This is a genomic window from Tenacibaculum gallaicum, from assembly GCF_003387615.1.
GTDB classification, from domain to species: Bacteria; Bacteroidota; Bacteroidia; order Flavobacteriales; family Flavobacteriaceae; genus Polaribacter; species Polaribacter gallaicus.
Genome location: NZ_QUNS01000006.1, coordinates 192,600 through 216,497, shown reverse-complemented (window position 1 = coordinate 216,497; position 23,898 = coordinate 192,600). Strand labels below are relative to the sequence as shown.

Sequence of the window (23,898 nt, the reverse complement as noted above, 5' to 3'; positions counted from 1 at the left end):
ATCAACTATCTTTGCACTCTTAAATTCATCAAATGAGATTACATAGAAATTTAACGTACGCTGTTATTGATAGTTTACGTGATATATTTAACGAAGGTGTATATGCTGACAAAGCTGTAGAGAAAGCTTTAAAGAGAGATAAGCGTTGGGGAGCACGCGATAGAAAGTTTGTTGCTGAAACGATATATGATATTGTTAGATGGCAACGCTTATATGCTGAAATTGCGAATGTAAAAGTACCATATGCACGTCCTGATTTATGGCGTTTGTTTGTTGTTTGGTGTGTTTTAAGAGGAATTAAATTACCTGATTGGAATCAAATAGAACCTACTCCTACAAGAAGAATTAAAGGTAAATTTGATGAGTTATCTAAAATTAGAAAATTTAGAGAATCAATTCCTGATTGGATTGATGAAGTTGGAGTACAAGAATTGGGAGAAGAAGTTTGGACAAAAGAAATCGCTGCTTTAAATAAAAAAGCTGAAGTTATTTTACGCACAAATACTTTAAATGTAACAAAAGAGCATTTACAAAAAGATTTAAAAACAGAAGGGATTGATACTGAATTTATCAAAGGTTATGATGATGCCTTACGTTTAGTAGAACGTGCTAATGTATTTAAAACTGAAGCTTTTCATAAAGGTTTCTTTGAAGTGCAAGATGCATCTTCTCAGTTAGTTGCAGCTTATTTAGATGTTGAACCAGGTATGAAAGTAGTAGATACATGTGCTGGTGCTGGTGGTAAAACGTTACACTTAGCTTCTTTAATGAAAAATAAAGGACAAATTATAGCAATGGATATTTACGAAAGTAAATTGAAAAAACTAAAAGTTCGTGCTCGAAGAAACGGCGCTCATAATATTGATACTCGTGTAATAGACTCTACCAAAGTAATAAAGAAGTTACAAGGTAAAGCTGATAGAGTTTTAATCGATGCTCCATGTTCTGGTTTAGGAGTTATTAGAAGAAATCCAGATAGTAAATGGAAATTGCAACCTGAGTTTTTAGATAAAATTCGTGGTACACAACAAGAAGTATTACAAAAATACTCTAAAATGGTAAAACCAGGAGGTAAACTAGTGTACGCTACATGTTCTGTATTACCGTCTGAAAACCAACAACAAATAGAATTCTTTTTAGCTTCTGATGAAGGAAAAGATTTTAAGTTTGTTAAAGACGAAAAAGTATTATCACATAAATCTGGTTTCGACGGGTTTTATATGGCGCTTCTAGAAAGAAAATAAGTACCTAAAATATACTATATTAAAAAAGGCTCGGGATAATATCTCGAGCCTTTCCTTTCAATCAACTATTAAAAACTAACTAATCACCAAACATTACTTGTTAAGTAATTATATACTTATATGACGACTATTTTCTAATGTCGTTACATTAATTATTAGTCTTTAACATTATTTTAAGAATGTTATTATTTAGAAGAATCTCATATAACTATGCGAAAGTTATATGAAGTCCTTATCTAGATAGTATAAGCTATTTTTTAATTAGCTTTAATAAATTTCCCTAAATGTTTTTTTGCGCCATTTTTGAGTATATAAAAATACAGGCCGCTTTCCAAAAACTCAATATTTAAAGGTTTTTGAGTTGTTTTTGAATTGATTTTAGTTGTTAAAATATTTTTTCCTGTTGCATTAAAAATTTGCAATTTATAATCAACTAGATTTTCCTGTTTAGAGCCTTCTTTTTTAAAAATCTTAAAAGTAATTACATCTTTAACAATAGGATTTGGGTATACTGTTACAGAGCTTTCTCTTAAAACTTCATTTTTTTCTATTACTTTACCAGATAGCCCCAAATTATCTAAATAAGCTCTATGACTAGTAGAAAAAACAGCGTTATTTGCTAAATCCCAGTTAATAGACCAGGTCATCAAACCTCTAAATTCTGGATATGTAGTACTTGTTGTATAGGTTCTATTAGGGTATGAGACTCCTTTTATTAGATAATCTAATGCCTGTTGTACAACAGTTTCTGATGTATAACCACTACCAGCAGCTCTTGGTTCAGCAGGTAAACCTATCGCTACTTGATTTGCTCTTAACCCTGGAAAATTTAAACCAGTTTGTCCAACTTTAAATCCGGTTATTAACATTTCCGACATGGCTACATGAAAATCTGCAGTAGCTGGCTGATATATCTTACCGTCTCTTCCAAACATTGAACCTGTGTTGTAATGTTGCACATGAATATAATCCATTTGATTTCGTAAGGCATGTATTACTGGTAAATAAGCTCCAAATACTCCAGAATAATTACCATATGCTCCTTGTACATAAGCTGTTTCTGGTGCCATACTTAAGGTAAATTTACTAGCTCCAACATTATTAATTACTGCTTTAGTACCTTCTATAAGGTTAATAATTTTTGGTGTTGTAGGGTTTCTAAAGTCTGTATCACCTGGGGCTAAAGACAAGGAGCTTCCTTCTAAATCAATATCCAAGCCGTCAAATCCATAGGTGTTAATAATGCTAGTCATTGAACTCACAAATTGATTCTTTTCAGTATTGTTATTTAACTCTACATGAGCATTAGCTCCTCCTATTGATATTAATACCTTCTGCCCTCTTCCTTGTAAGATTCTTATATCATTTTTAAACTCATTTATATTTCCATTATAAATTTCAAAAGGAGTAAATTTCATCTCTGATTTACTACCTGACTTAGGCTCTGCAAATGCCACACAAATAACATCCCAATCTTTTGAAACATCTCTTAGTTTAGGAATTGTAGAACCATTGTTAAAATTGTGCCAATAACCTACTAAAATCTTATTTGAAATAGGTGGTTTCACACCATCTGTTACAACCACTAAAGAAGATATAGTTGAGTTATTCTCATTATCATAAGCTTTTGCTGTTAGAGAATAACTTCCTGCTTGTGCATTTGTTATTGTATATGTATATGGAGCAGCAGTATCTTCTCCTAATTTAGTAGAACCATTATAAAACGCTACTTTACTTATAGCTTCATCATCTGTTGCAGTTGCTTTTACTTCAATAGAACTCCCAACAACATATATAGCACCGTTTTGAGGAGATATTATACTAACTTTAGGGTTGCTTCCTGTTACTTCACAACTACTTACTTTAGACCAAGCATCTTTCCAATAAGTTCCTGTTCCTGGTGCATATGCCCATGCTGCTGACGAAGAGCACCAACCAGCGATATTACATTTATATTTGTTTCCTTCATTCTGTACTTCTTCATTTTGATTATATGAAGTTCCTGCAATGTAATTAGGTACATTATTACAACCTTGACCATCACCACCTGTACTATCTTTTTCAATATTTATTTGCACTGCTACAGAAGTTGTTGATGCATTTTTATCATCAGTAGCTTTAGCTGTTAAAGAATAAGTCCCTATTCCTGCATTTGATATAGTAAAGTTATAAGGATTTGTTGTGTCTTTTCCTAGTTTTATACTACCATTAAAAAATTCAACTTTACTTACACTTCCATCATCGTCAAAAGCATCGGCTGTTATTTCAATATTACTTCCTTCTTTAAAAGAACTATTACTAACAGGAGAGGTTATATTTATTGTTGGTGCAATATTATCTCCAGCTCCTGAACAATCTTTTACTTTTTTCCAAGGCTGACCATCACCTGTATGAGTATCTGGTACATTGTTTTTTGTCCACCATTTAGCTTGATAGTTAACATTTTTATACTTTACATTTTCTCCTCCATTATAAGTTGTTGTTGCCGACCAATCTGCAATACCATTACAGTTGTCAATTGTATCTGCAGTAACCTTAACTGTTCTTACAGAAGAAGTACTACTTAACCCTTTATCGTCAGTAGCCTTTGCTGTTAAAGTATAAGTTCCTATTGAAGCATTGACTATACTATAACTATAAGGGTTTGTTAAATCTTCACCCAATTTAGTTGTTTCATTAAAAAACTCAACTTTACTTATAGTCCCATCTATATCACTTGCATTAGCTATCAACTCAATGGTCTGTCCTTCATCAAAAACAGCATTATCTGCTGGTGAGGCTAAAATAACTGCAGGAGGTTTGTTTGAATTAGCTCCATTTACGACAATTGATATTATTGAAGATGTGGTTGAACCACCATCATTATCTGTTGCCTTAGCTGTTAATTTGTGAGTTGTTACAGTAGCGTTTTGCCATGTATACTCGTAAGGTGAGGTAGTATCTTCTCCTAACTTAATATTATCGTTAAAGAACTCCACTTTACTAATAACTCCATCGCTATCTGTAGCGTCAGCTTTGATGATAATAGTATCACCTTCATTATAATTTGTATTATTAGAAGGAGCAGTAATATTAATTACAGGTAATTTATTTTCTCCTGTATTACCATTGGCAAAAACCTCATTAATCTTGTTTACCAAAGGAGATTTTACATTAGACCATCGTTTTAGTTTCGTTCCAAAAGAAGTAGCTGTACCGCTTATTTCTAAATCTCCATAAACCGTCCAAATGATAGTGCCACCAAGTTGATTATCATTAATAAACTGTGCTTTAATGCCTATAGATTCTTCGTCATCATAGCTTAAAAAGAAGTTTCCTTTTACTAAGTATGGTACTTTTGCTTCATTATCCCATTTTCTTGTCCACCCACTATTAGGAGCTAGTGCCTTTTGTTTTATGAAAAAATAGTTTGGTGTACCATCATATACTTCTTGCTTCCAGTTTGTATAATCTGAGGCTGTTTGTATTGGACCATCTGGTTGAATGGTTACTGCTCTTTTTACTGTTTTTACATTCAAATCAGCAGTACCTTCAGTTATTACTCCTCTTCCATAAAAAGGAGCACCAAAACAGATTTTATTTTTCGGGACTCCTTTTTCTTCAAGTTTTTGCAGCGTTGATTGCCAATTAAAAAAAGACACCTCTGCATTTGAGTATGGATATATGGGTGCATTATGTCCTGCTTTATTTGACCAACCACCGTTCATATCATAGGTCATCATATTAAAATAGTCCATATTATTAGACAAGTTACTCCAATTAAATCCTTCTAGTTTTCTTGGGTCAGCAGACATTGCTGCTGTAATTAATTTATCTGGTCCAATAGCTGCTCTAATTTCTTGTACAAGTGTTTCGAAATTTGCAAAATCAGCTTGCGATCCGGTAAAATTCATACCTGAGTAAGGACCAGGATATTCCCAGTCTAAATCTATACCATCAAATCCAGTAGCTATAAGTTTTTTACAGTCTTTAATAAATCTGGCTCTTTTAACAGGATCAGCAGCCATTTCTGGAAAATGTTTACACATACTCCATCCTCCAATAGACGCCATTACCTTTACACCTTTTTTATGCGCTAATTCAATCAAGCCAGGAGCACCGTTTTCTTTGTGTAAGGGTATAGGTAATTGTCCGCTTAAACCCCATGTAGGTTGTGTCCAAGAACTTCCGTTTAACATTACTTGAAAACCTTGTGCTTCTGCTCTTTTCTTCGCAGCTTCATTTACATGTTGAATTGGATCGATTTCTCCAAAGAGAATGTGCATATCCCAACTACTATAAATGTCTTTCATAAAAATATCGTTTGGAGCTTGTACAGTTCCTTCTTGATAAATTTGTTTGTTTCTATGATCACCACTATGTAGTGATCCGTCATTGGCAACACCAAAAAAAGAATAATTCAAAATTGTATATTTTGAGTAGTCAATGTTTAAGTGAGTTAAAGCCCCAGCACTGGGGACTCCTGCCGATGTTGTTTTCCATGCATCCCAATTTGTTATATATCCTATAACTTGTTTTTGATGGTTTGCCGTTGTTGCAGTTCCGCCTGTATTTACTTGGGAGAACACAAATGATGTCATTAAGAAAAAAACTATTAATAGTTTTTTTCTTACAAATACGAAGGGTATCATATGTTTTAGTTTTAAGTTATTTGCTTAAAAACTAGAGAGATAAAATTTAAAACACAAAAAAAATAGACTAACAACCATAAAGTAGTAACTTAAAACACTTTTCCTTCTACTAGAATTTAAACATACATTTTTTTATACTTAAATTATTTATAAACCTTTACTTTTTCTATATTTTTATATGTAGCTTTATACGATAACTAACTAAAAACTATTTTTATGACAGATTCAAACAAACCTACAACGCTTTTTTGGGTTATTGGTGTTGCTGCCTTAGTTTGGAATGGACTAGGTGTTATGTCTTATATTGGTCAAGCTTATATGACTGATGAAGTTAAAGCTGCTTTACCTGAAGCAGAAAGAGCTTTATATGAAAACGTTCCTACTTGGGTTACTGCTGCTTTTGCTATTGCTGTTTTTGCTGGATTACTAGGTAGTGCTTTTTTACTAATGAGAAAAAAGTTAGCAAGACCTATGTTTTTACTTTCGTTAATAGCTATCATTGCTCAAATGTCGTATAATTTATTTATGAGTAAAGCTGCTGAAGTATATAGACCAGGAAGTATTGTAATGCCTATAATGGTGATTATTATAGGGGTGCTTTTATTGATGTATTCAAAAAAGACAATAGCCAAAGGCTGGTTGTCATAGCATTTAAAAGTACCTAATTATTGGCTGTCTAAGAAAGACAGTTTTTTTACTCGAATAAAACGAAAATAAACTCAGCAACGCAAGCTGGTTTTTCTTGTCCTTTTATTTCTATCATACAATCAAAAGTTAACTTTTTACCACTTTGAAAATCTTCTATTTGCTTAATAGAACTGATTAAACGTAATTCACTATTTACCGGTACAGGATTAGGGAAACGAACTTTATTCAGTCCATAGTTCAAACCCATTGTTACGCTTTTTACTTCAAATTGTTTAGATATTAGCTCCGATAACATCGAAACAGACATAAATCCGTGTGCGATTGTTGTTCTTGTTGGTGAATATTTAGCTGCTTTTTCCTCATCAATATGAATCCATTGTTTATCAAGAGTAGCGTTTGCAAAATCATTAATCATTTGTTGCGTTACAGTATACCATTCTCCTACTGGTAATTGCTTTCCTTCTATGTTAGAAAGTTCTTCTAAATTTTCAAAAACTAATTTTTCCATACTCTATTGTTTACCAAAAATATCTTTTTTAATTCGAGGAAGCTCCAATTTGTATTGTACAGCAATTGTTCTTACAATAACAATAATTCCTGCTGAAATAACAAAGAGTAGGTCTTCATTCATTTCTAATGGATATAAGAGTAAATATACAACTCCCCCTGCTAAACAGGCAGATGCATATATTTCTTTATGAAAAATTAGTGGAATTTCGTTTGTTAAAACATCTCTAATTACTCCTCCCATAACTGCTGAAGACATCCCCATAACTAAGGCTACAAAAGGGTGTAAATTAAAACTTATTCCTTTTTGAACTCCTATAAGTGTAAATACGCTAATACCTATTGTATCAAATAAGAACATGGTACGTCGTAACGGAGCTATTTTACTTCTAAAGAAAAAAGTAATCACAACTGCTATTAGTATTGTCCAGATATAATTAATATCTCCAATCCAGTTTATAGGGTGTGCATTAATAAGTACATCTCTTGTCATCCCACCTCCTACAGCGGTAACAAAAGCGATGATAATGACTCCAAAAACATCAAACTTTTTTCTAATAGCAACCAATGCTCCACTAATGGCAAAGGCGAAAGTTCCGGCAATGTCTATGGCGTAAATTACATCCATTTATATTGATATTTCAGAAAATTGTATTTGTAATGTTCTTTCTACTTCTGCTAAACGATTTCTTTCATTTTGAAGAATTAGCGCTAATGAAATTCCTCTTTTCCCAGCCCTAGCCGTTCTACCGCTTCTGTGTGTGTAATATTCTAATTGTTCTGGCAATTGATGATGGATAACAAAAGCTAAATTTTGAACATCGATTCCTCTAGCTGCTACATCTGTAGACACTAAAACCTGAAGGTTTTCATTTTTAAAAGCACGCATTACTTTATCACGTTCTTTTTGTTGCATATCGCCTTCTAAAGCTTCTACTGAAAAACCTTCTTCTTTCAACTCTTTTGTTAGTTTTTGAGCACCTGCTTTGGTTCTTGAAAAAATAATACCTCTTTCAGCATGTCTTTTTTCTAAAAATTTAACAATAATATCTGTTTTTTCAGGAATTGTTGTTGTTACAAACTGATGCGTAATGTTGGCATTCACCAATACATTTTTGTTTACTTCAACTTGTTTTGCTGAAGCATTCATGTATTTTTTTATAATACTTCGAATTTCATCTGGCATTGTTGCCGAAAACAACCATGTTTTACGAGTCCCTGAAGTATACTTTAAAATACGATTCAACTCTAATTTAAACCCCATGCTTAGCATTTCATCAGCTTCATCCAATACTAAGGTCTTAATATTTTTTAAATCTACCTCTCCTCTTTCAATTAAATCAATTAAACGCCCTGGAGTTGCAACAATAATATGTGTAGTTCTTTTTAGGTTATTTATTTGACGTTCAATTTTTTCTCCTCCATAAACAGCTTCTACAAAAATCTTATCATCTATGTATTTGGTAAACTTAAATAGTTGTTTTTTTATTTGCTGTACCAGTTCTCTCGTAGGTGATAAAATTAATGCCTGAACATTGCTTTTTGAAGCGTCTATTTTATGCAAAATAGGCAAACCATAAGCAGCAGTTTTACCAGTACCTGTTTGTGCTAACCCAATAAAATCTGAATTATTTTCAAGTAAATAAGGTATAGTTTCTTCTTGTACTTCAGTAGGAGTTGTTATTCCTAACTCTTTCAATCCCTTAACATAGTCTTTTCGTACTCCTAATGCTGTAAATGTCGTCATTCTCTTTAAATTATTAAGTGCAAAGATATTCTTTCTTTTACGGTAACAATAAGTTTGTTACTTCTTTCGTAATTCTTTTGGGTTTATGTGTTTTAGCATCTAATAAACAAAAGGTAGTTTGTGATTTTACCAAAAGTGTTTCGTTTTTGTAAATCTCAAAATGGCGTATTGATTTTATTCCTTCTGTTTTTCCTACCCAAGTTCTAAGTGTTACTTCATCTCCTAATACTGCTTGATTTTTATAATCTATTTCATGCTTAATAACAAACCAAACATAATCAATGTTCTTAACATTCTTAGAAAGTTCTTTCCAGTGAGCATCCGAAATATTTTGCATCCATTGTACATATACCACATTATTTACATGGTTGTATTCATCTATCTCTTCTGGAGTTACAAGATGTTTTTGTTCAAATAAATTCATACCACAAACTTACAGGATTGATGTTAATTATTACTTAAATCTAACCTGCTTTTTATTTTTGATGAATAATTCACACTAATTTAGTCAGCATGAATAAAATCGCTAACGACTTAGGTACTAAAAGTATTAGTCAACTTATTTTAAAACAAGCTATTCCTGCTTCTATCGGAATTTTGGTGATGTCGATTAATATGATTGTTGATACCATTTTTGTTGGAAGATGGATTGGTGTACTCGCTATTGCTGCAATTACTGTAGTATTACCCATTGCTTTTTTAATTTCATCTATTGGTATGGGAGTTGGAATTGGAGGAAGCTCTATTATTTCTAGAGCGTTAGGAGCTAATAAAGAAAACAAAGCTTTTGAGGTTTTTGGAAATCAAATTTCATTAACTATTGTATTATCTATTCTGTTTGTGTTTGTAGGAACATTTTTCAGTACTCCTATTTTACAACTTTTTGGTGCGAATGGAAACATTATATCACCTGCAACTGAGTATTTTGATGTAATTGTTTGGGGAGTTCCATTTTTAGCTTTTGCTATGATGGGAAATCCAGTTATCAGAGCAGTAGGAAAACCTAATTATGCAATGCTTACCATGTTGTTTCCTGCAATAGCTAATATTTTTTTAGATGTTGTCTTTATCAAGTTTATGAATTTAGGAATGTTTGGTGCTGGTTTAGCAACCTCTATTTCATATGCTGTTAGTGGATTATTTATTTTATGGTTTTTTATTTCAAAAAATACGCCATTAAAAATTATTCCGAAGTATCTAAAATTAAACCTTTCAATTGTAAAAGAGATTGTTTCTTTAGGAGGAGTAACTATAGTAAGACAAGGAACAATAAGTATATTAACTATAGTCTTAAACTATTCTCTTTTTAAGTACGGTGGTGAAATTTCAATTGCAATCTATGGTATTATTAATAGGGTTATGTTATTTGCTTTATTTCCTGTTTTAGGAGTTACGCAAGGTTTTTTACCTATTGCAGGGTACAATTATGGAGCCAACAACACTGAAAGAGTTAAAGAGACTATAAAAACATCCATACTTTATGGTACTGGTATCGCTGTTTTAATTTTTATTATGATAATGTTATTTCCTAATGAATTGGTTGGTGTTTTTACAGAAGATGAAAAATTATTAAGTCTTACACCTAATGCACTAATCGTAGCTTTTTTAGCAACACCAGTAATAACCACTCAATTAATTGGAGCTGCCTATTTTCAAGCTGCAGGTAAAGCTTTACCTGCATTATTACTAACCTTATTAAAACAAGGTTTCTTTTTAATTCCTTTAGTGTATATTCTGCCTAGGTTTTATGGGATAAATGGTGTTTGGATGTCTTTTCCTATAGCTGATGTTTTATCCACAGTACTTACATATGCTTACTTGAAAAGAGAAGTTAAGTTAAACCTAAATTAATCTAAAATACTTTCTCCATTCAAATTTGTAGTTAGTACATCACTCATATAATTAAAAAACGGACGTAAGGCTTTAAAAGCATCGTCTACTTTTGTTAAAAAGTCAGGAGCTAACACTTCTTTGTCTGAAAAGCGTTGAATAGCAATGTACCCTTTTTTACGGATTAAATCTATGTCTGGATGCTGCTTATCAAACCCTTTAGGAGCAGTTTTAAGCTCATCTCCTTCTAGCTTACCACCAAAATGTTGTGTGTAATTTTTTTCTTTTAAAATTTCTCTAATTTCCGAAGCATCTACTTCAAATTCTTTACGAATACGTAAAAGATCTTCTTTATTTGGTTCCCAAAACCCACCAGCAACAAAACTATCCCCAGGAGAAATATGCAAATAATAACCACCTCTTAGTTCTGGTTTTTTTCTATGAAAAGAGCCTCCAAAATGTGTTTTATAAGGTGTTTTATCTTTTGAAAAACGTACATCTCTATAAATTCTAAACAACTTAAATTTATCAATCTCATCATGCTTCTTTAAGTTTTCTTCAATCGTTTTATAAACAGCTTTTGCGTTATTTTGAGCTTCTGTATAACGTGGTTTAAACTCAGTAAACCATTCGCGATTGTTATTTTTTTTTAAGTCCTTTAAAAATAGAAACGTTTGTTTTTCTAGTTGCATCTTAAGCGTGTTTTGAACCTCTAAGGTACAAAAAAACTCCACTAAAATTTAGTGGAGTTTATGCTTTATTAATAAAGAAAATTATACGTTAAATCTAAAGTGCATAATATCACCGTCTTTCACAATATACTCTTTCCCTTCTACTCTCATTTTACCTGCTTCTTTCACCTTAGCTTCGCTACCAAATGATACATAATCATCATAACTAATAGTCTCCGCACGGATAAATCCTTTTTCAAAATCGGTATGAATAACCCCTGCTGCTTGTGGTGCCGTTGCCCCTACAGGAATTGTCCAAGCTCTCACTTCTTTAACTCCAGCTGTAAAATAGGTTTGTAAATCTAATAATTTATAAGCTGAACGAACTAAACGAGAAACTCCTGCTTCTTCTAGTCCTATATCTGCTAAGAACATTTGACGTTCTTCATAATCATCTAACTCTGTAATATCTGCCTCAGTTCCCACTGCCAATACAATAACTTCAGCGTTTTCATGTACTACAGCTTCTTTTACCTTATCTACATAAGCATTTCCTGAAACAGCTGAATTTTCATCAACATTACAAACGTATAGAACTGGTTTTGCTGTAATGAATTGTAATGGTTTTACAAATTCCTCTTCCTTTTCTGTAAATTCAATAGAACGAACAGATTTCCCTTCTAACAGAGTAGCTTCTACTTTCAATAAAATTTCTAATTCTACTTGTGCTTCTTTATTACCTGTTTTAGCAGTTCTCTTTACACGCTCTAAACGTTTTTGAACAGTTTCTAAATCTTTTAATTGAAGCTCAATATCAATAGTTTCTTTATCGCGAATAGGGTCTACAGAACCATCTACGTGTACAATATTATCGTTATCAAAACAACGCAATACATGTAAAATAGCATCTGTTTCACGAATATTAGCTAAGAATTGATTTCCTAAACCTTCACCTTTACTAGCCCCTTTTACTAATCCAGCAATATCTACAATCTCTACAGTTGCAGGTAAAACTCTTTCAGGATTTACTAGCTCTTCTAGTTTTTCTAAACGAGAATCAGGCACATTTACTACTCCTAAGTTAGGCTCAATGGTACAAAACGGAAAGTTTGCACTTTGCGCTTTTGCATTAGACAAACAGTTAAATAAGGTTGATTTTCCTACGTTTGGTAATCCTACAATTCCAGCTTTCATTCTATTGTTTTTATTGAAATTTTGCGAGTGCAAATATAGTGCTTTGCTTTCTAAAATTTCCAATTATTTCATATTCATTTAAGTTTGTTTTCAATCTGTATTTTTATGGTTTTAACATTTTTTTAAGATTTAATTTGAATTTTTACTACTTTTAAAAAATTAACTAAAAATATTTTTTAAATGAAAAAACGTACCCTTCTTATTATTTACCTATTTTTTGGTGGACTTTACTTATTAAATGCTCAAACACTAATTAGAGGAACAGTAAAAGATATAAATAATGAACCTTTGCCTGGGGCAAACATTGTAGAGAAAGGAACATCTAACGGAACTTCTACAGATTTTAACGGAGAGTTCTCTCTTACTGTTAATACTAATGGAACTTTAATAATTAGTTTTTCTGGGTTTGAGACACAAGAAGTTCCTATTAATGGAAAAACTAATTTAAATATTGTTTTAAAAGAAGGTTTAGAGTTAGATGAAGTTGTTATAGTAGGATCTAGAAACCCAAAAAGAACTGCTATTGATACTCCTGTACCCGTGGACATAATTGATGTAGGAGATCTAGCAACTAAAAATGGTAAAGTAGAAGTAAACGATATATTACAATATGCTGCCCCTTCTTTCAACGCAACCAAACAGTCAGGTTCAGATGGAGCCGACCATGTAGTACCAGCTTCTTTACGAGGCTTAGGACCAGATCAAACTTTAGTATTAATTAATGGAAAAAGACGTCATCAATCATCGCTTGTTAACATCTTTGGTACACGTGGACGCGGAAATTCAGGAACCGATTTAAATGCTATTCCTGCTGCTGCTATTAAAAGAATTGAAGTGCTAAGAGATGGAGCATCTGCTCAGTATGGTTCTGACGCTATTGCAGGAGTTATTAATATTGTTTTAAAAGATAATACCGACGGCGTTTCAGGAAGTATTGGTTATGGAGTTTATAGCACATCCATAGGAAGTGGATGGGCAGAAGCTACAGGTGAAACTCTATACAATGTTGAAGGAAAAAATAGATTGGATGGAGAAGACAAAAGTTTTGATGGTGGAACTTTTAAATTAGATTTAAATTATGGAGCTAAGTTGAATGATAAAGGAGGTTTTGTAAACTTTACTACCGAATTATTATCAAAAGAAAGAACATTAAGACCTGGTTTTTCTTGGCGTAAAGGATATGGAAGCGCCGCTATTGATGGATTCAATTTTATGGTAAATGCTAGTTTACCTATAAATGACAATACCGAAGTATATGCTTTTGGAGGAAGGAATTATAGAGATACCGATGCTTATGCTTTTTCTAGAGACAGCTTTGATGATGGTGATAATAGAAGTGTTCCTAGTATACATCCAAATGGTTTTACTCCTAGAATTACTTCAAATATTACTGATATTTCAGTGTCTACAGGCATAAAACATAAACTGGAAAATGGTTGGGAGATTGATTTCAACAATACTTACGGAGAAAATAAGTTCCATTATTTTATTAAAGATTCTAATAATGCTTCGTTAAAAGACGCTTCTCCTACCGATTTTAATGCAGGAGGTCATAGTTTATCACAAAATACAACTGGTTTAGACTTTTCTAAGTATTTAGAAAACTTACTAAGTGGTGTTAACCTTGCTTTTGGCTTAGAATATCGAACTGAAAATTTCATCATTTTTTCAGGTGAAGAAGCTTCTTACGGGCTGTATGATGACAACGGAATTTTATTAACAAACCCTGCAGTTCAACCTGTTGCTGTAGATAGCAACGGTGATGAACTATCAGGTGGTTCACAAGGTTTTCCTGGATACGGACCAGACAATGAAGTAGATCGCTCTAGAAGCAATGTAGGAGTTTATTTTGATTCTGAATTTAACATTACAGAAAAATTTTTAATAGGAGCCGCTATTCGTTTTGAGGATTATAGTGACTTTGGTAGCACATTTAATTTTAAATTAGCTTCAAGGTTTAAAGCTAGTGACAACTTAACCTTAAGAGGTTCTATCTCATCTGGCTTTAGAGCGCCATCTTTAGCTCAATTATATTATAACCTGAAATTTACAAATATTGTTAATGGTGAATCACTTCCTTCATTATTATCTGCTAATAATAGTACAGTAACTAGAGCTTTCGGAATAGAGCAATTAAAAGAAGAAACAGCATTCAATGCTAGTTTAGGATTTACTTATAAAATTGGTGGATTCACTGCAACGATAGATGCGTATTCTATAACAGTTGATGATCGCATTATTTTAACAGATAACTTTGATGCTTCAGGATTAAATTTAGGTGTAGATGCAGCACAATTCTTTGCAAACGGTGTTGATACAAAAACGCAAGGATTAGACATCGTTTTAAACTATAAAAAATCTTTTGAGGACCATAGAATTGATGTTGGATTGGTAGGGAATTTTAACGATACTAAAATTGAAAAGATTAAGAACGGAAATTTAAACAGATTTACTTTTTTTAGTCCATTTTCAGAAGCTTATTTAAAAGCTGCTGCTCCAGATCATAAATTTGGATTAAATCTTGGGTATGGCTATAAAAAACTAGATGTTGCTTTAAGTCTTACAAAATTTAGTGAGGTTCAATTACAAGATTTTCAATGGGTAGATACACCAGCGACAACCCAAGCAGAAGCTGATGCCTTATATCCTGTGGCTACTGATGTTTATAAAAGTAAAATTACTACCGATTTAAGTTTAAGTTATGCTTTTACGGATAAAATAACCTTTACAATTGGAGGGAATAATATTTTTAATGTATATCCTACTCCACAATTTGACGGATGGACTGATCAAGGAGGATTAGCGGATTCTGTTCAAATGGGATCAGACGGTGCTTATTTTTTTACTAGACTAGGATTTAAACTTTAATAAATTTTCATAAAAACAAAAATCCTGAGAATACTCTCAGGATTTTTTTATTTCTTTACTCTAGCTAGAAGCTTATATTTTATTAATCGTTATGCATAAAACGCTGTTTTGCTAATAATTCTTCCTCTGTTTCTACATTATCTTCATCAGGAACACAACAATCAACTGGGCAAACTGCTGCACACTGAGGTTCTTCATGGAAACCTTTACATTCAGTACACTTATCAACAACTATGTAGTAAATTTCATCCGAAATAGGCTCTTGATCTTCATCTGCATTGGCAGATTTACCATTCGGTAAAACCACATTTCCTGTTAAATCAGTTCCATCAGCATACTTCCAGTCATCCGCACCTTCATAAATAGCTGTGTTTGGGCATTCAGGTTCGCAAGCCCCGCAGTTTATACATTCATCAGTTATTATAATTGCCATAATTAATCTCTTTCAGTTTTGTAACTTTGCATTTGCAAAAATAGTTCCAATTTAATTTAGAACCAAATAAATGGATAGTATAAAAAGTAGAATTAACGCTTTTCATAAACTAGGAGAATTTTTAAGTCAATTTTCTCAAGAAAAAATAGAGAAAAAAGAACATATAGAACATAATGAGTTATTTTTTGATGGATTTAAACATCAATTAAAAATAGCAGGAGAATACAACACCTGGTTTACTAGAGAAAATATAGTATTCTCTATAGAAAGCTGGGCAAAAGCACTTACTTCAGAAAACTTAACTAAATGGATAACTAACGAAAATTTAGGTAACAACGAGCCTAAATTAGTTGCTGTTATCATGGCTGGAAATATTCCTTTAGTTGGCTTTCATGATTTCTTATCAGTTTTAATATCTGGGCATTCAGTATTAGTTAAGCAATCGTCTAACGATAAACATTTATTGCCTTTTTTAGCAAAATATTTAGAATATGTTGAGCCTGAATTAAAAGGAAAAATTATGTTTACTGAAGAAAAACTAACAGGGTTTGACGCAGTAATAGCGACTGGCAGTAACAATACAGCACGTTATTTTGAATACTACTTTAAGGATAAACCTAGCATCATAAGAAAGAATAGAAACTCTGTTGCTGTTTTAACAGGAAGCGAATCAGAAGAACAATTACAAAACTTAAGTGAAGATGTTTTTCGCTACTTCGGATTAGGTTGTCGTTCTGTTTCTAAAGTATTCATCCCAAGAGACTATAGTTTTGATGCTTTTTTCAACGGAATGTATCAACAACATGAAATCATTAATAATACCAAATATGCCAACAATTATGATTATAATAAAGCGGTGTATTTAATGAGTGAATTTGATATTCTAGAAAACGGTTTTTTAATGATTAAGGAAGATAAAAGCTACGCCTCTCCTATTGCCTCTGTTTTCTATGAATATTATGATAGCATGGATGATTTAAAAATTAAACTGTGGGAAGATAGAGAACAAATTCAGTGTATTGTAGCCAATAACTTTATTGAAAAAGAAGTAGCTTTCGGACAAACACAACATCCAAAGTTATGGGACTATGCTGATGGCGTAAATACACTAGATTTTTTATCTAAAATATAAAAGAGTCTCTATATAAATTTGCACCTTTGTGTAGCAAAACACAACAACACAAATGAAAAAACATAACTTTAGTGCAGGGCCTTGTATTTTACCCGAAGAGGTACTAAAAAAAGCATCAGAAGCCGTTATCAATTTCAATAATGATAACCTGTCATTAATCGAAATATCGCACAGAAGTAAACCTTTTGTTGATGTAATTGAAAACGCAAGAAGTTTAGTTTTAGAATTATTAGGATTAGAAAACAAAGGTTATAAAGCATTGTTTTTACAAGGGGGAGCCAGTATGCAGTTTTTAATGGTTGCCTATAATTTGCTAAATAAAAAAGCAGCCTACTTAAATACAGGAACTTGGAGTGATAAAGCTATAAAAGAAGCTAAATTATTTGGTGAATTGGTAGAGGTTGCTTCTTCAAAAGATCAAAACTTCAACTACATTCCCCAATCATATAAAGTTCCAACAGATGTAGATTATTTCCATTGTACTAGTAATAATACTATTTATGGAACGCAAATGAAGAGTTTTCCTGAAACTTCAGTTCCTATGGTATGTGATATGAGTTCTGATATTTTTTCACGTCAATTAGATTTTTCAAAGTTTGATTTGATTTATGCGGGAGCTCAAAAAAATATGGGACCAGCGGGAACTACGCTTGTTGTAGTAAAAGAAGATATTTTAGGGAAAGTAGAACGTCAAATACCTTCAATGTTAAACTATCAGATAATCATAGATAAAGAAAGTATGTTTAATACTCCTCCTGTATTTGCAGTATATACTTCTATGTTAACATTAGAATGGTTAAAAGATTTAGGAGGTATCGAATTCATTGAAAAGGTGAATAAAAAGAAATCAGCTTTATTATATGGTGAAATAGATAGAAACTCTTTATTTAAAGGAGTTGCTGCTACAGAATACAGAAGTCATATGAACGCTACATTTACTTTAGTGGATGAAAGCTTACAGGCCAAGTTTGATAAAATGTGGCAAGAAGCTAACATTAATGGATTGAGTGGTCATAGAAGTGTTGGTGGTTACCGCGCAAGTATGTATAACGCTTTACCCCTATACAGTGTTCAAGCTTTAGTAGATGTAATGCAAGAATTAGAAAGAATAAGTTAGATACAACGTCATTTTTTATAATGACATTTTAATATAAAGAACGATGAAGATATTAGTAAACGAAGGGATTTCCGCTAGCGGAATGCAGGCTTTAGAAAACAAAGGTTTTGAAGTTATAAACACAAAAGTTGCTCAAGAACAATTAGAAAACTATATAAACGATTATACTATTGATGCTATTGCTGTAGGAAATACTACACAAATACGTCAAGAATTAATCGATGCATGTCCAAGTATAAAGCTTATTGCTTGTGCTGGAACAGAAATGGACAATATTGATATAGATTATGCTATTGACAATGGTGTTCATGTGGTGAACAGTGAAGATGCTTCTGCTAGTTCAATTGCAGAGCTTGTATTTGCACATTTATTTACAATGGTTCGTTTTTTACACCAATCAAACCGTGAAATGCCTTTAGAAGGAGATATGCGTTTTAATGCCTTAAAAAAGCAGTATTCACAAGGAACTGAGTTAAGAGGTAAAACATTGGGAGTTATTGGGTTTGATACGGTAGGACAAGAAGTAGCAAAAACCGCTCTGGCTCTAGGTATGGAAGTAATAGCAACCGATGTTGAAATAGACAATGCAACTATCACAATTCCTTTTTTCGATGGACAATCAGTAGATTTCTTTATTGAAACAGAAACTGTAGATAATTTATTATCAAAATCAGATTTTATAACGCTACACTTGCCTCCGCAAGATGGATACGTTATAGAAACTTCTTTGTTTGATAAAATGAAAGATGGAGTAGGAATCATTAATACGTCTCACGGTAGTGTTTTAAATGAGGTTGATTTAGTAAAAGCCATAGAAAGAGGAAAAGTTAAATATGCAGGTTTAGATGTTTTTGAAAGCCAACCAAGACCTGAAATCCAATTATTAATGAATCCTGAAATATCGATGACACCTCATATTGGAGCTTCAACAATTGAAGCACAAAATAGAACTGGGGTCGAATTAGCAAATAAAATCATCGAATTACTAAGCGAATAATATATGGCTATTGTAAAACCATTTAAAGCTGTTAGAGCTACACGTGATAAAGTTGCTTTAGTATCTTCTAAATCTTATGAAATTTATACACCTGCGGAAATCGGAGCTAAACTTGATTTTAATCCGTATACTTTTTTACATGTAATCAACCCAGGTTATAAATATCACAAACAAGATATAACAGGAGAACAGCGTTTTAAATTGGTACATAATCGCTACTTAGAATTCAAAGAAAACGAGGTTTTTAAACAAGATGAAGCTCCTGCTTATTATGTTTATCAAAAAAGAACACCTAATGATAACTTCTGCGGAATAATTGCAGCTACTTCTGTTGAAGATTATAATAATGAAGTAATTAAAAAGCACGAAGACACTCTAAAAGAACGTGAATTACTATTTGAAAATTACCTAAAAAACACAGGCTTTAATGCAGAACCTGTACTACTCACCTACCCTGATAATGATGTGATTAATTCAATCATAGAAAAATATCAGAAAGATAGAGCTGAGTACGAATTTTCAACATCAGATAAAGACTTACATTTTTTATGGATTATACACGATAAAAATGATGTGGAACAGATAGCAAAAGCTTTTAAAGAGGTTAATACGCTATATATTGCTGATGGACATCATCGCTCAACATCTTCTTGTTTATTAGCTCAAGGTTTAGCTAAAAGCAACCCTGAACATACAGGAAAAGAAGATTATAACTTTTTTATGAGTTATCTGTTACCAGAAAGTCAAGTGAAAATTTATGAGTTTAATAGGTTCATCAAAGACTTAAATGGATTAACTCCTGAAGGACTTTTAATGGAGTTAGATACTTATTTTAGAATTGAAAACCGTGGACAAGAATTATACAGACCTAAAGAGAGACATCATTTTAGTATGTATTTGAATGGAGAATTTTACGCGTTATACTTACGTAAGTCAGCTTATGAATTTACTGATTGTTTGAGTGAATTAGATGCTTATATTTTATATACAACTGTTTTAGAGCCCATTTTAGGAATAAATGATATTAGAAATGCTTCTAAAATTGTATACTCTCAAGACAAATCTGACGGATTAGAATTAAAAACAAAGGTTGACAGTGGTCAGTTTAAAGTTTCTTTTGGAATGTTACCTACTAATATTCAAGAACTAAAAACCATTGTTGATGCTGGTTTAATGATGCCACCAAAAACTACGTACATAGAACCAAAATTAAGAAGTGCTTTAACTATTTATGAGTTTTAGTTCAATGTTTGACACACAATTATTATGATTACAGGAATTAAGGGAAATCTTCAAAAAATAAAATCAACACTACCAGAAAGCGTAACATTAGTTGCTGTTTCTAAAACCAAACCTATCACTGATTTACAAGAAGCCTATGATGCTGGTCAACGAGTATTTGGTGAAAATAAAATTCAAGAAATGGTAGCTAAATACGATGAATTACCTAAAGACATAAAATGGCATATGATTGGGCATTTACAACGTAATAAGGTAAAGTACATGGCCCATTTTGTTGATTTAATTCATGGAGTCGACAGCTTTAAAACACTAAAAGAAATAAATAAACAGGCTAAAAAGCATAATAGAGTTATCAATTGTTTGTTACAAGCTCGAATTGCTAAAGAAGATACCAAGTTTGGGTTACCATTTACTGATATTGAAGATATTTTAGCTTCAGATGAATTCAAAGAGTTAGAAAATGTAAAAATTGTAGGCCTAATGGGGATGGCTACCTTTACAAACAACCAAAAGCAATTACAAGATGAATTTTCATCATTAGCTAGTTTCTTCAATAAGAATCAGGAAAAATACTCAGATTTATCAATCCTTTCAATGGGAATGAGTGGAGATTATAAATTAGCCATTAAAAATGGTAGTACTATGGTACGAATAGGAAGCTCTATTTTTGGAGTTAGAAATTATATTGCTTAGATTTACATAAGTCAGCTTAAAAAAGGGAGAGATTTGTACGCTATTTTAGACATTGAAACTACTGGAGGAAAATATAACGAAGAAGGAATTACAGAAATTGCTATCTATAAATATGATGGACATCAAATTGTAGATCAATTCATTAGTTTAGTAAATCCAGAAAAGGAAATTCAAGAATTTGTTGTAAAACTTACCGGTATTAATAACAAAATGTTGCGAAATGCACCTAAATTTTATGAAATAGCGAAAAGAATTGTTGAAATAACTCAAGATTGTTTTATTGTAGCACACAATGCTAATTTTGATTACCGTATTCTTCGTACCGAATTTGACCGATTAGGGTATGCATACAAACGAAATACACTTTGTACAGTTAGTTTAAGCAAAAAACTAATTCCTGAGTCACCATCTCATAGCCTTGGTAAATTATGTAAATTTTTAGGAATTCCAATGTCTGATCGCCATAGAGCAACGGGCGATGCATTAGCCACTATACAACTATTCAAACTGTTAATAGATAAAGATGTTGAGAAAAAAATTATTCAACAATCTATAAAGTATTTTGACAATAGACACGAAAAATTTCGTTTTCAAAGAATATTAGATAGTTTACCTGAAAAGGAAGGTATATTTTATGTACATAATAATGAGGGAACTATCATTTTTATCGGTAGAGGTAAAAATGTTAAACAAGAAACAAACAAGCTCTTTTTAAAAGAAACCAGAAAAGCTTTAAAAGTAATAAAAAGAGTAACCAAAGTTTCTTATGAAGAAACAGGAAATATGCTTTTTACGCGTTTAAAATACCATTTAGAGCTTGAAAAATTAAGACCTAAATATAACATCATAAGAAAAAGAAAAATTACAGATAAGAATTTTAATCACGATGATATGCTTATTATTGATAAAGGTAGAACACCTGAAGAGCATGCTGTAATTTTAATTGAAAAAAACGAAGTTGTAGGATATACCTATACCAATCTTGCTTTTCAAGAAAACCAAATACCTATTTTAAAATCTATGCTAACCCCTATTGAAAACAAAGAGTTGGCTAAAACAATAATTAAAAACTATTTATTAAAAAATAAAGTGTCTAAAATAGTACGATTACAAGTTGAAAATAATTTGTAATATTGCTTTAAAGCATTCAAAACCCTGATCTTTTGGATAATAAAACACTTAATTGGAGAGATAAATTGCATGAAGTAATCTATGAAGCAGATACCCCTGCTGGTAGGCTATTTGATATAGTCTTATTATTTGCAATTTTGGCAAGTATCATACTTGTTATGCTTGAAAGTATAGAAAGTTTTGATAATAAACACCATGATTTCCTATACGTGTCTGAATGGATCATTACCATTTTTTTTTCCATTGAATATATCCTTCGAATTATTTCAATAAACAAGCCTACAAAATATGTTTTTAGTTTTTATGGTATTATAGATTTACTTTCTACCATTCCTATGTACCTAACATTCTTCTTTGTAGGTACACACAGTAGTTTAATAGCCTTAAGAGCGTTACGTTTATTAAGAGTTTTTAGAATTTTAAAAGTATCTAGATATATTGGTGAGTCAAATCAATTAATAAAAGCATTAAATGCCAGTAAAGCTAAAATCGGAGTATTCCTTTATTTCGTATTGATTATCTGTATCATTTTAGGCTCAGTAATGTATTTTATTGAAGGTGCTGATAACGGTTTTACAAGTATTCCTAGAAGTATTTACTGGTCAATAGTAACACTTACCACTGTTGGTTATGGAGATATAGCTCCTCAAACTGCTTTAGGACAGTTTATTGCAAGTATTACGGTGATTATTGGATATGCTATTATTGCAATTCCTACAGGAATAGTAAGTTCTGAAATGACTAAAAAAAAAGTACACCTAAACACACAATCTTGTCCAAATTGCTCGTATGAAGAACATAAAGATGAGGCAGAATTTTGTTATCATTGCGGAACAAAACTGAACTAAATGTCACAAAAAAATACGTTGATTACAATTGTTGGAGCTACGGCTATTGGTAAAACAGCACTTAGTATTAAATTAGCACAACACTTTAAATGTGATATTATTTCGTGTGATTCTCGTCAATTTTATAAAGAAATGACTATAGGAACCGCTGTTCCTAATTCTGAAGAGCTAGCTACAGCTCCACATCATTTTATCCAAAATAGGAGTATTTTTGAAGACTATTCAGTAGGTCAGTTTGAAAAAGACGCATTGGCTAAACTAGATGAATTATTTACCAAAAACCCTATGCAAATTATGGTGGGCGGAAGTGGTTTATATGTAGATGCTGTTTTAAAAGGTTTAGATTATTTTCCTGATGTAAACCCACAAATAAGAATTGATTTAGCTACCGATTTAGAGCATGAAGGAATAGAGTATCTTCAAAAAAGATTAAAAGAACTTGATATTGAAGCTTATAATACGATTGCTATTGATAACCCACATCGATTAATTCGTGCTTTAGAAATTTGTATTGGTACCCAAAAAACATATAGTTCTTTTAAAAAGAAGCCAAAAGCTCCTCGTAATTTTCAATCCATCAAAATAGGATTAACGGCAGACAGAGAGATTCTGTACGATCGTATTAATCGTCGCGTAGACATTATGATTGAAAAAGGTTTACTAGAAGAAGCCAAAAAACTACACTCTCATAAAAACCTAAATGCACTACAAACGGTAGGATACAGAGAGTTATTTGAGTATTTTGAAGATAACTTTACTAAAGAATTTGCTGTAGAAGAAATTAAGAAAAACTCAAGAAGATTTGCCAAGCGACAAGGAACTTGGTTTCGTAAAGAAAAAAACATTTTATGGTTTGATTTTCAGGAAGATATTCAAGATATTATAAAAACTATTGAAAATAAACTTTAACGCTTTTTAAGAACACCACAAAAATCACTTTTTTATATTTGTCAAAAAACAGAAAT

At 31.9% G+C, this 23,898-nt stretch carries 20 protein-coding genes; 12 read left to right on the top strand and 8 right to left on the bottom strand.

Going from position 1 to position 23,898, the window contains the following annotated elements; genetic code table 11:
- Positions 1–32 precede the first annotated feature (32 nt).
- Positions 33–1,244: an RsmB/NOP family class I SAM-dependent RNA methyltransferase gene (locus tag C7448_RS12190; RefSeq protein ID WP_115901664.1), complete on the top strand. Its 1,212-nt coding sequence runs from the start codon at positions 33–35 to the stop codon at positions 1,242–1,244.
- A 257-nt stretch (positions 1,245–1,501) separates the two neighbouring features.
- Here the strand turns inward: C7448_RS12190 and C7448_RS12185 are convergent, their stop codons facing one another.
- Positions 1,502–5,875 (bottom strand): glycosyl hydrolase family 18 protein, encoded by a 4,374-nt coding sequence (locus C7448_RS12185; protein WP_115901663.1) that lies wholly within the window; start codon positions 5,873–5,875, stop codon positions 1,502–1,504.
- Between the two features lie 216 nt (positions 5,876–6,091).
- Here C7448_RS12185 and C7448_RS12180 point away from each other — a divergent pair, with 216 nt between their 5' ends.
- A complete protein-coding gene (locus tag C7448_RS12180) occupies positions 6,092–6,523 on the top strand; it encodes a hypothetical protein (RefSeq protein ID WP_115901662.1) in 432 nt (143 codons plus the stop codon).
- 46 nt (positions 6,524–6,569) lie between these two features.
- On the opposite strand, the gene C7448_RS12175 is transcribed toward C7448_RS12180, so the two are convergent.
- The 4 genes from C7448_RS12175 to C7448_RS12160 are packed head-to-tail and all read right to left on the bottom strand — an operon-like array spanning position 6,570 to position 9,201.
- The gene (locus tag C7448_RS12175) at positions 6,570–7,031 is read right to left on the bottom strand and encodes a MaoC family dehydratase (protein WP_115901661.1); all 462 of its coding nucleotides are present in this window, start codon (positions 7,029–7,031) and stop codon (positions 6,570–6,572) included.
- A 3-nt stretch (positions 7,032–7,034) separates the two neighbouring features.
- Entirely contained in the window at positions 7,035–7,658 is a 624-nt protein-coding gene (locus C7448_RS12170; protein WP_115901660.1) for a trimeric intracellular cation channel family protein, read from the bottom strand.
- Entirely contained in the window at positions 7,659–8,777 is a 1,119-nt protein-coding gene (locus tag C7448_RS12165) for a DEAD/DEAH box helicase (protein WP_115901659.1), read from the bottom strand.
- 37 nt (positions 8,778–8,814) lie between these two features.
- Positions 8,815–9,201 (bottom strand): acyl-CoA thioesterase, encoded by a 387-nt coding sequence (locus C7448_RS12160; protein WP_115901658.1) that lies wholly within the window; start codon positions 9,199–9,201, stop codon positions 8,815–8,817.
- 89 nt (positions 9,202–9,290) lie between these two features.
- On the opposite strand from C7448_RS12160, the gene C7448_RS12155 reads away from it, so the two are divergent.
- The gene (locus C7448_RS12155) at positions 9,291–10,628 is read left to right on the top strand and encodes an MATE family efflux transporter (protein WP_115901657.1); all 1,338 of its coding nucleotides are present in this window, start codon (positions 9,291–9,293) and stop codon (positions 10,626–10,628) included.
- Here the strand turns inward: C7448_RS12155 and C7448_RS12150 are convergent.
- Positions 10,625–11,299, bottom strand: coding sequence for a DUF2461 domain-containing protein (locus C7448_RS12150; RefSeq protein WP_115901656.1), 675 nt, complete (start codon positions 11,297–11,299; stop codon positions 10,625–10,627). The genes C7448_RS12155 and C7448_RS12150 overlap by 4 nt on opposite strands.
- A gap of 81 nt (positions 11,300–11,380) precedes the next feature.
- Positions 11,381–12,472 (bottom strand): redox-regulated ATPase YchF, encoded by a 1,092-nt coding sequence (gene ychF / locus C7448_RS12145; RefSeq protein WP_115901655.1) that lies wholly within the window; start codon positions 12,470–12,472, stop codon positions 11,381–11,383.
- A gap of 180 nt (positions 12,473–12,652) precedes the next feature.
- Here ychF and C7448_RS12140 point away from each other — a divergent pair, with 180 nt between their 5' ends.
- The gene (locus C7448_RS12140; protein WP_115901654.1) at positions 12,653–15,340 is read left to right on the top strand and encodes a TonB-dependent receptor; all 2,688 of its coding nucleotides are present in this window, start codon (positions 12,653–12,655) and stop codon (positions 15,338–15,340) included.
- An 82-nt stretch (positions 15,341–15,422) separates the two neighbouring features.
- On the opposite strand, the gene C7448_RS12135 is transcribed toward C7448_RS12140, so the two are convergent.
- Positions 15,423–15,773 carry a 4Fe-4S dicluster domain-containing protein gene (locus C7448_RS12135; RefSeq protein WP_115901653.1) on the bottom strand — a complete coding sequence of 117 codons (351 nt, stop codon included), beginning with the start codon at positions 15,771–15,773 and terminating at the stop codon, positions 15,423–15,425.
- A gap of 70 nt (positions 15,774–15,843) precedes the next feature.
- On the opposite strand from C7448_RS12135, the gene C7448_RS12130 reads away from it, so the two are divergent.
- From C7448_RS12130 to miaA, 8 genes are read left to right on the top strand one after another with little or no spacing between them, the layout of a single operon-like run.
- Positions 15,844–16,905 (top strand): acyl-CoA reductase, encoded by a 1,062-nt coding sequence (locus tag C7448_RS12130; RefSeq protein WP_115901652.1) that lies wholly within the window; start codon positions 15,844–15,846, stop codon positions 16,903–16,905.
- Between the two features lie 52 nt (positions 16,906–16,957).
- A complete protein-coding gene (gene serC / locus C7448_RS12125; RefSeq protein WP_115901651.1) occupies positions 16,958–18,022 on the top strand; it encodes a 3-phosphoserine/phosphohydroxythreonine transaminase in 1,065 nt (354 codons plus the stop codon).
- A gap of 43 nt (positions 18,023–18,065) precedes the next feature.
- A complete protein-coding gene (locus C7448_RS12120) occupies positions 18,066–19,019 on the top strand; it encodes a D-2-hydroxyacid dehydrogenase (protein WP_115901650.1) in 954 nt (317 codons plus the stop codon).
- A 3-nt stretch (positions 19,020–19,022) separates the two neighbouring features.
- Positions 19,023–20,261, top strand: a complete 1,239-nt coding sequence (locus C7448_RS12115; protein ID WP_115901649.1) for a DUF1015 domain-containing protein — start codon at positions 19,023–19,025, stop codon at positions 20,259–20,261.
- Between the two features lie 24 nt (positions 20,262–20,285).
- Positions 20,286–20,954 (top strand): YggS family pyridoxal phosphate-dependent enzyme, encoded by a 669-nt coding sequence (locus tag C7448_RS12110; protein ID WP_115901648.1) that lies wholly within the window; start codon positions 20,286–20,288, stop codon positions 20,952–20,954.
- Positions 20,955–20,987: 33 nt separating this feature from the next.
- Positions 20,988–22,085: an exonuclease domain-containing protein gene (locus tag C7448_RS12105; RefSeq protein WP_115901647.1), complete on the top strand. Its 1,098-nt coding sequence runs from the start codon at positions 20,988–20,990 to the stop codon at positions 22,083–22,085.
- A gap of 32 nt (positions 22,086–22,117) precedes the next feature.
- Positions 22,118–22,933 (top strand): ion transporter, encoded by an 816-nt coding sequence (locus C7448_RS12100; RefSeq protein WP_115901646.1) that lies wholly within the window; start codon positions 22,118–22,120, stop codon positions 22,931–22,933.
- The gene (gene miaA / locus C7448_RS12095) at positions 22,934–23,842 is read left to right on the top strand and encodes a tRNA (adenosine(37)-N6)-dimethylallyltransferase MiaA (protein ID WP_115901645.1); all 909 of its coding nucleotides are present in this window, start codon (positions 22,934–22,936) and stop codon (positions 23,840–23,842) included.
- Positions 23,843–23,898 lie beyond the last annotated feature (56 nt).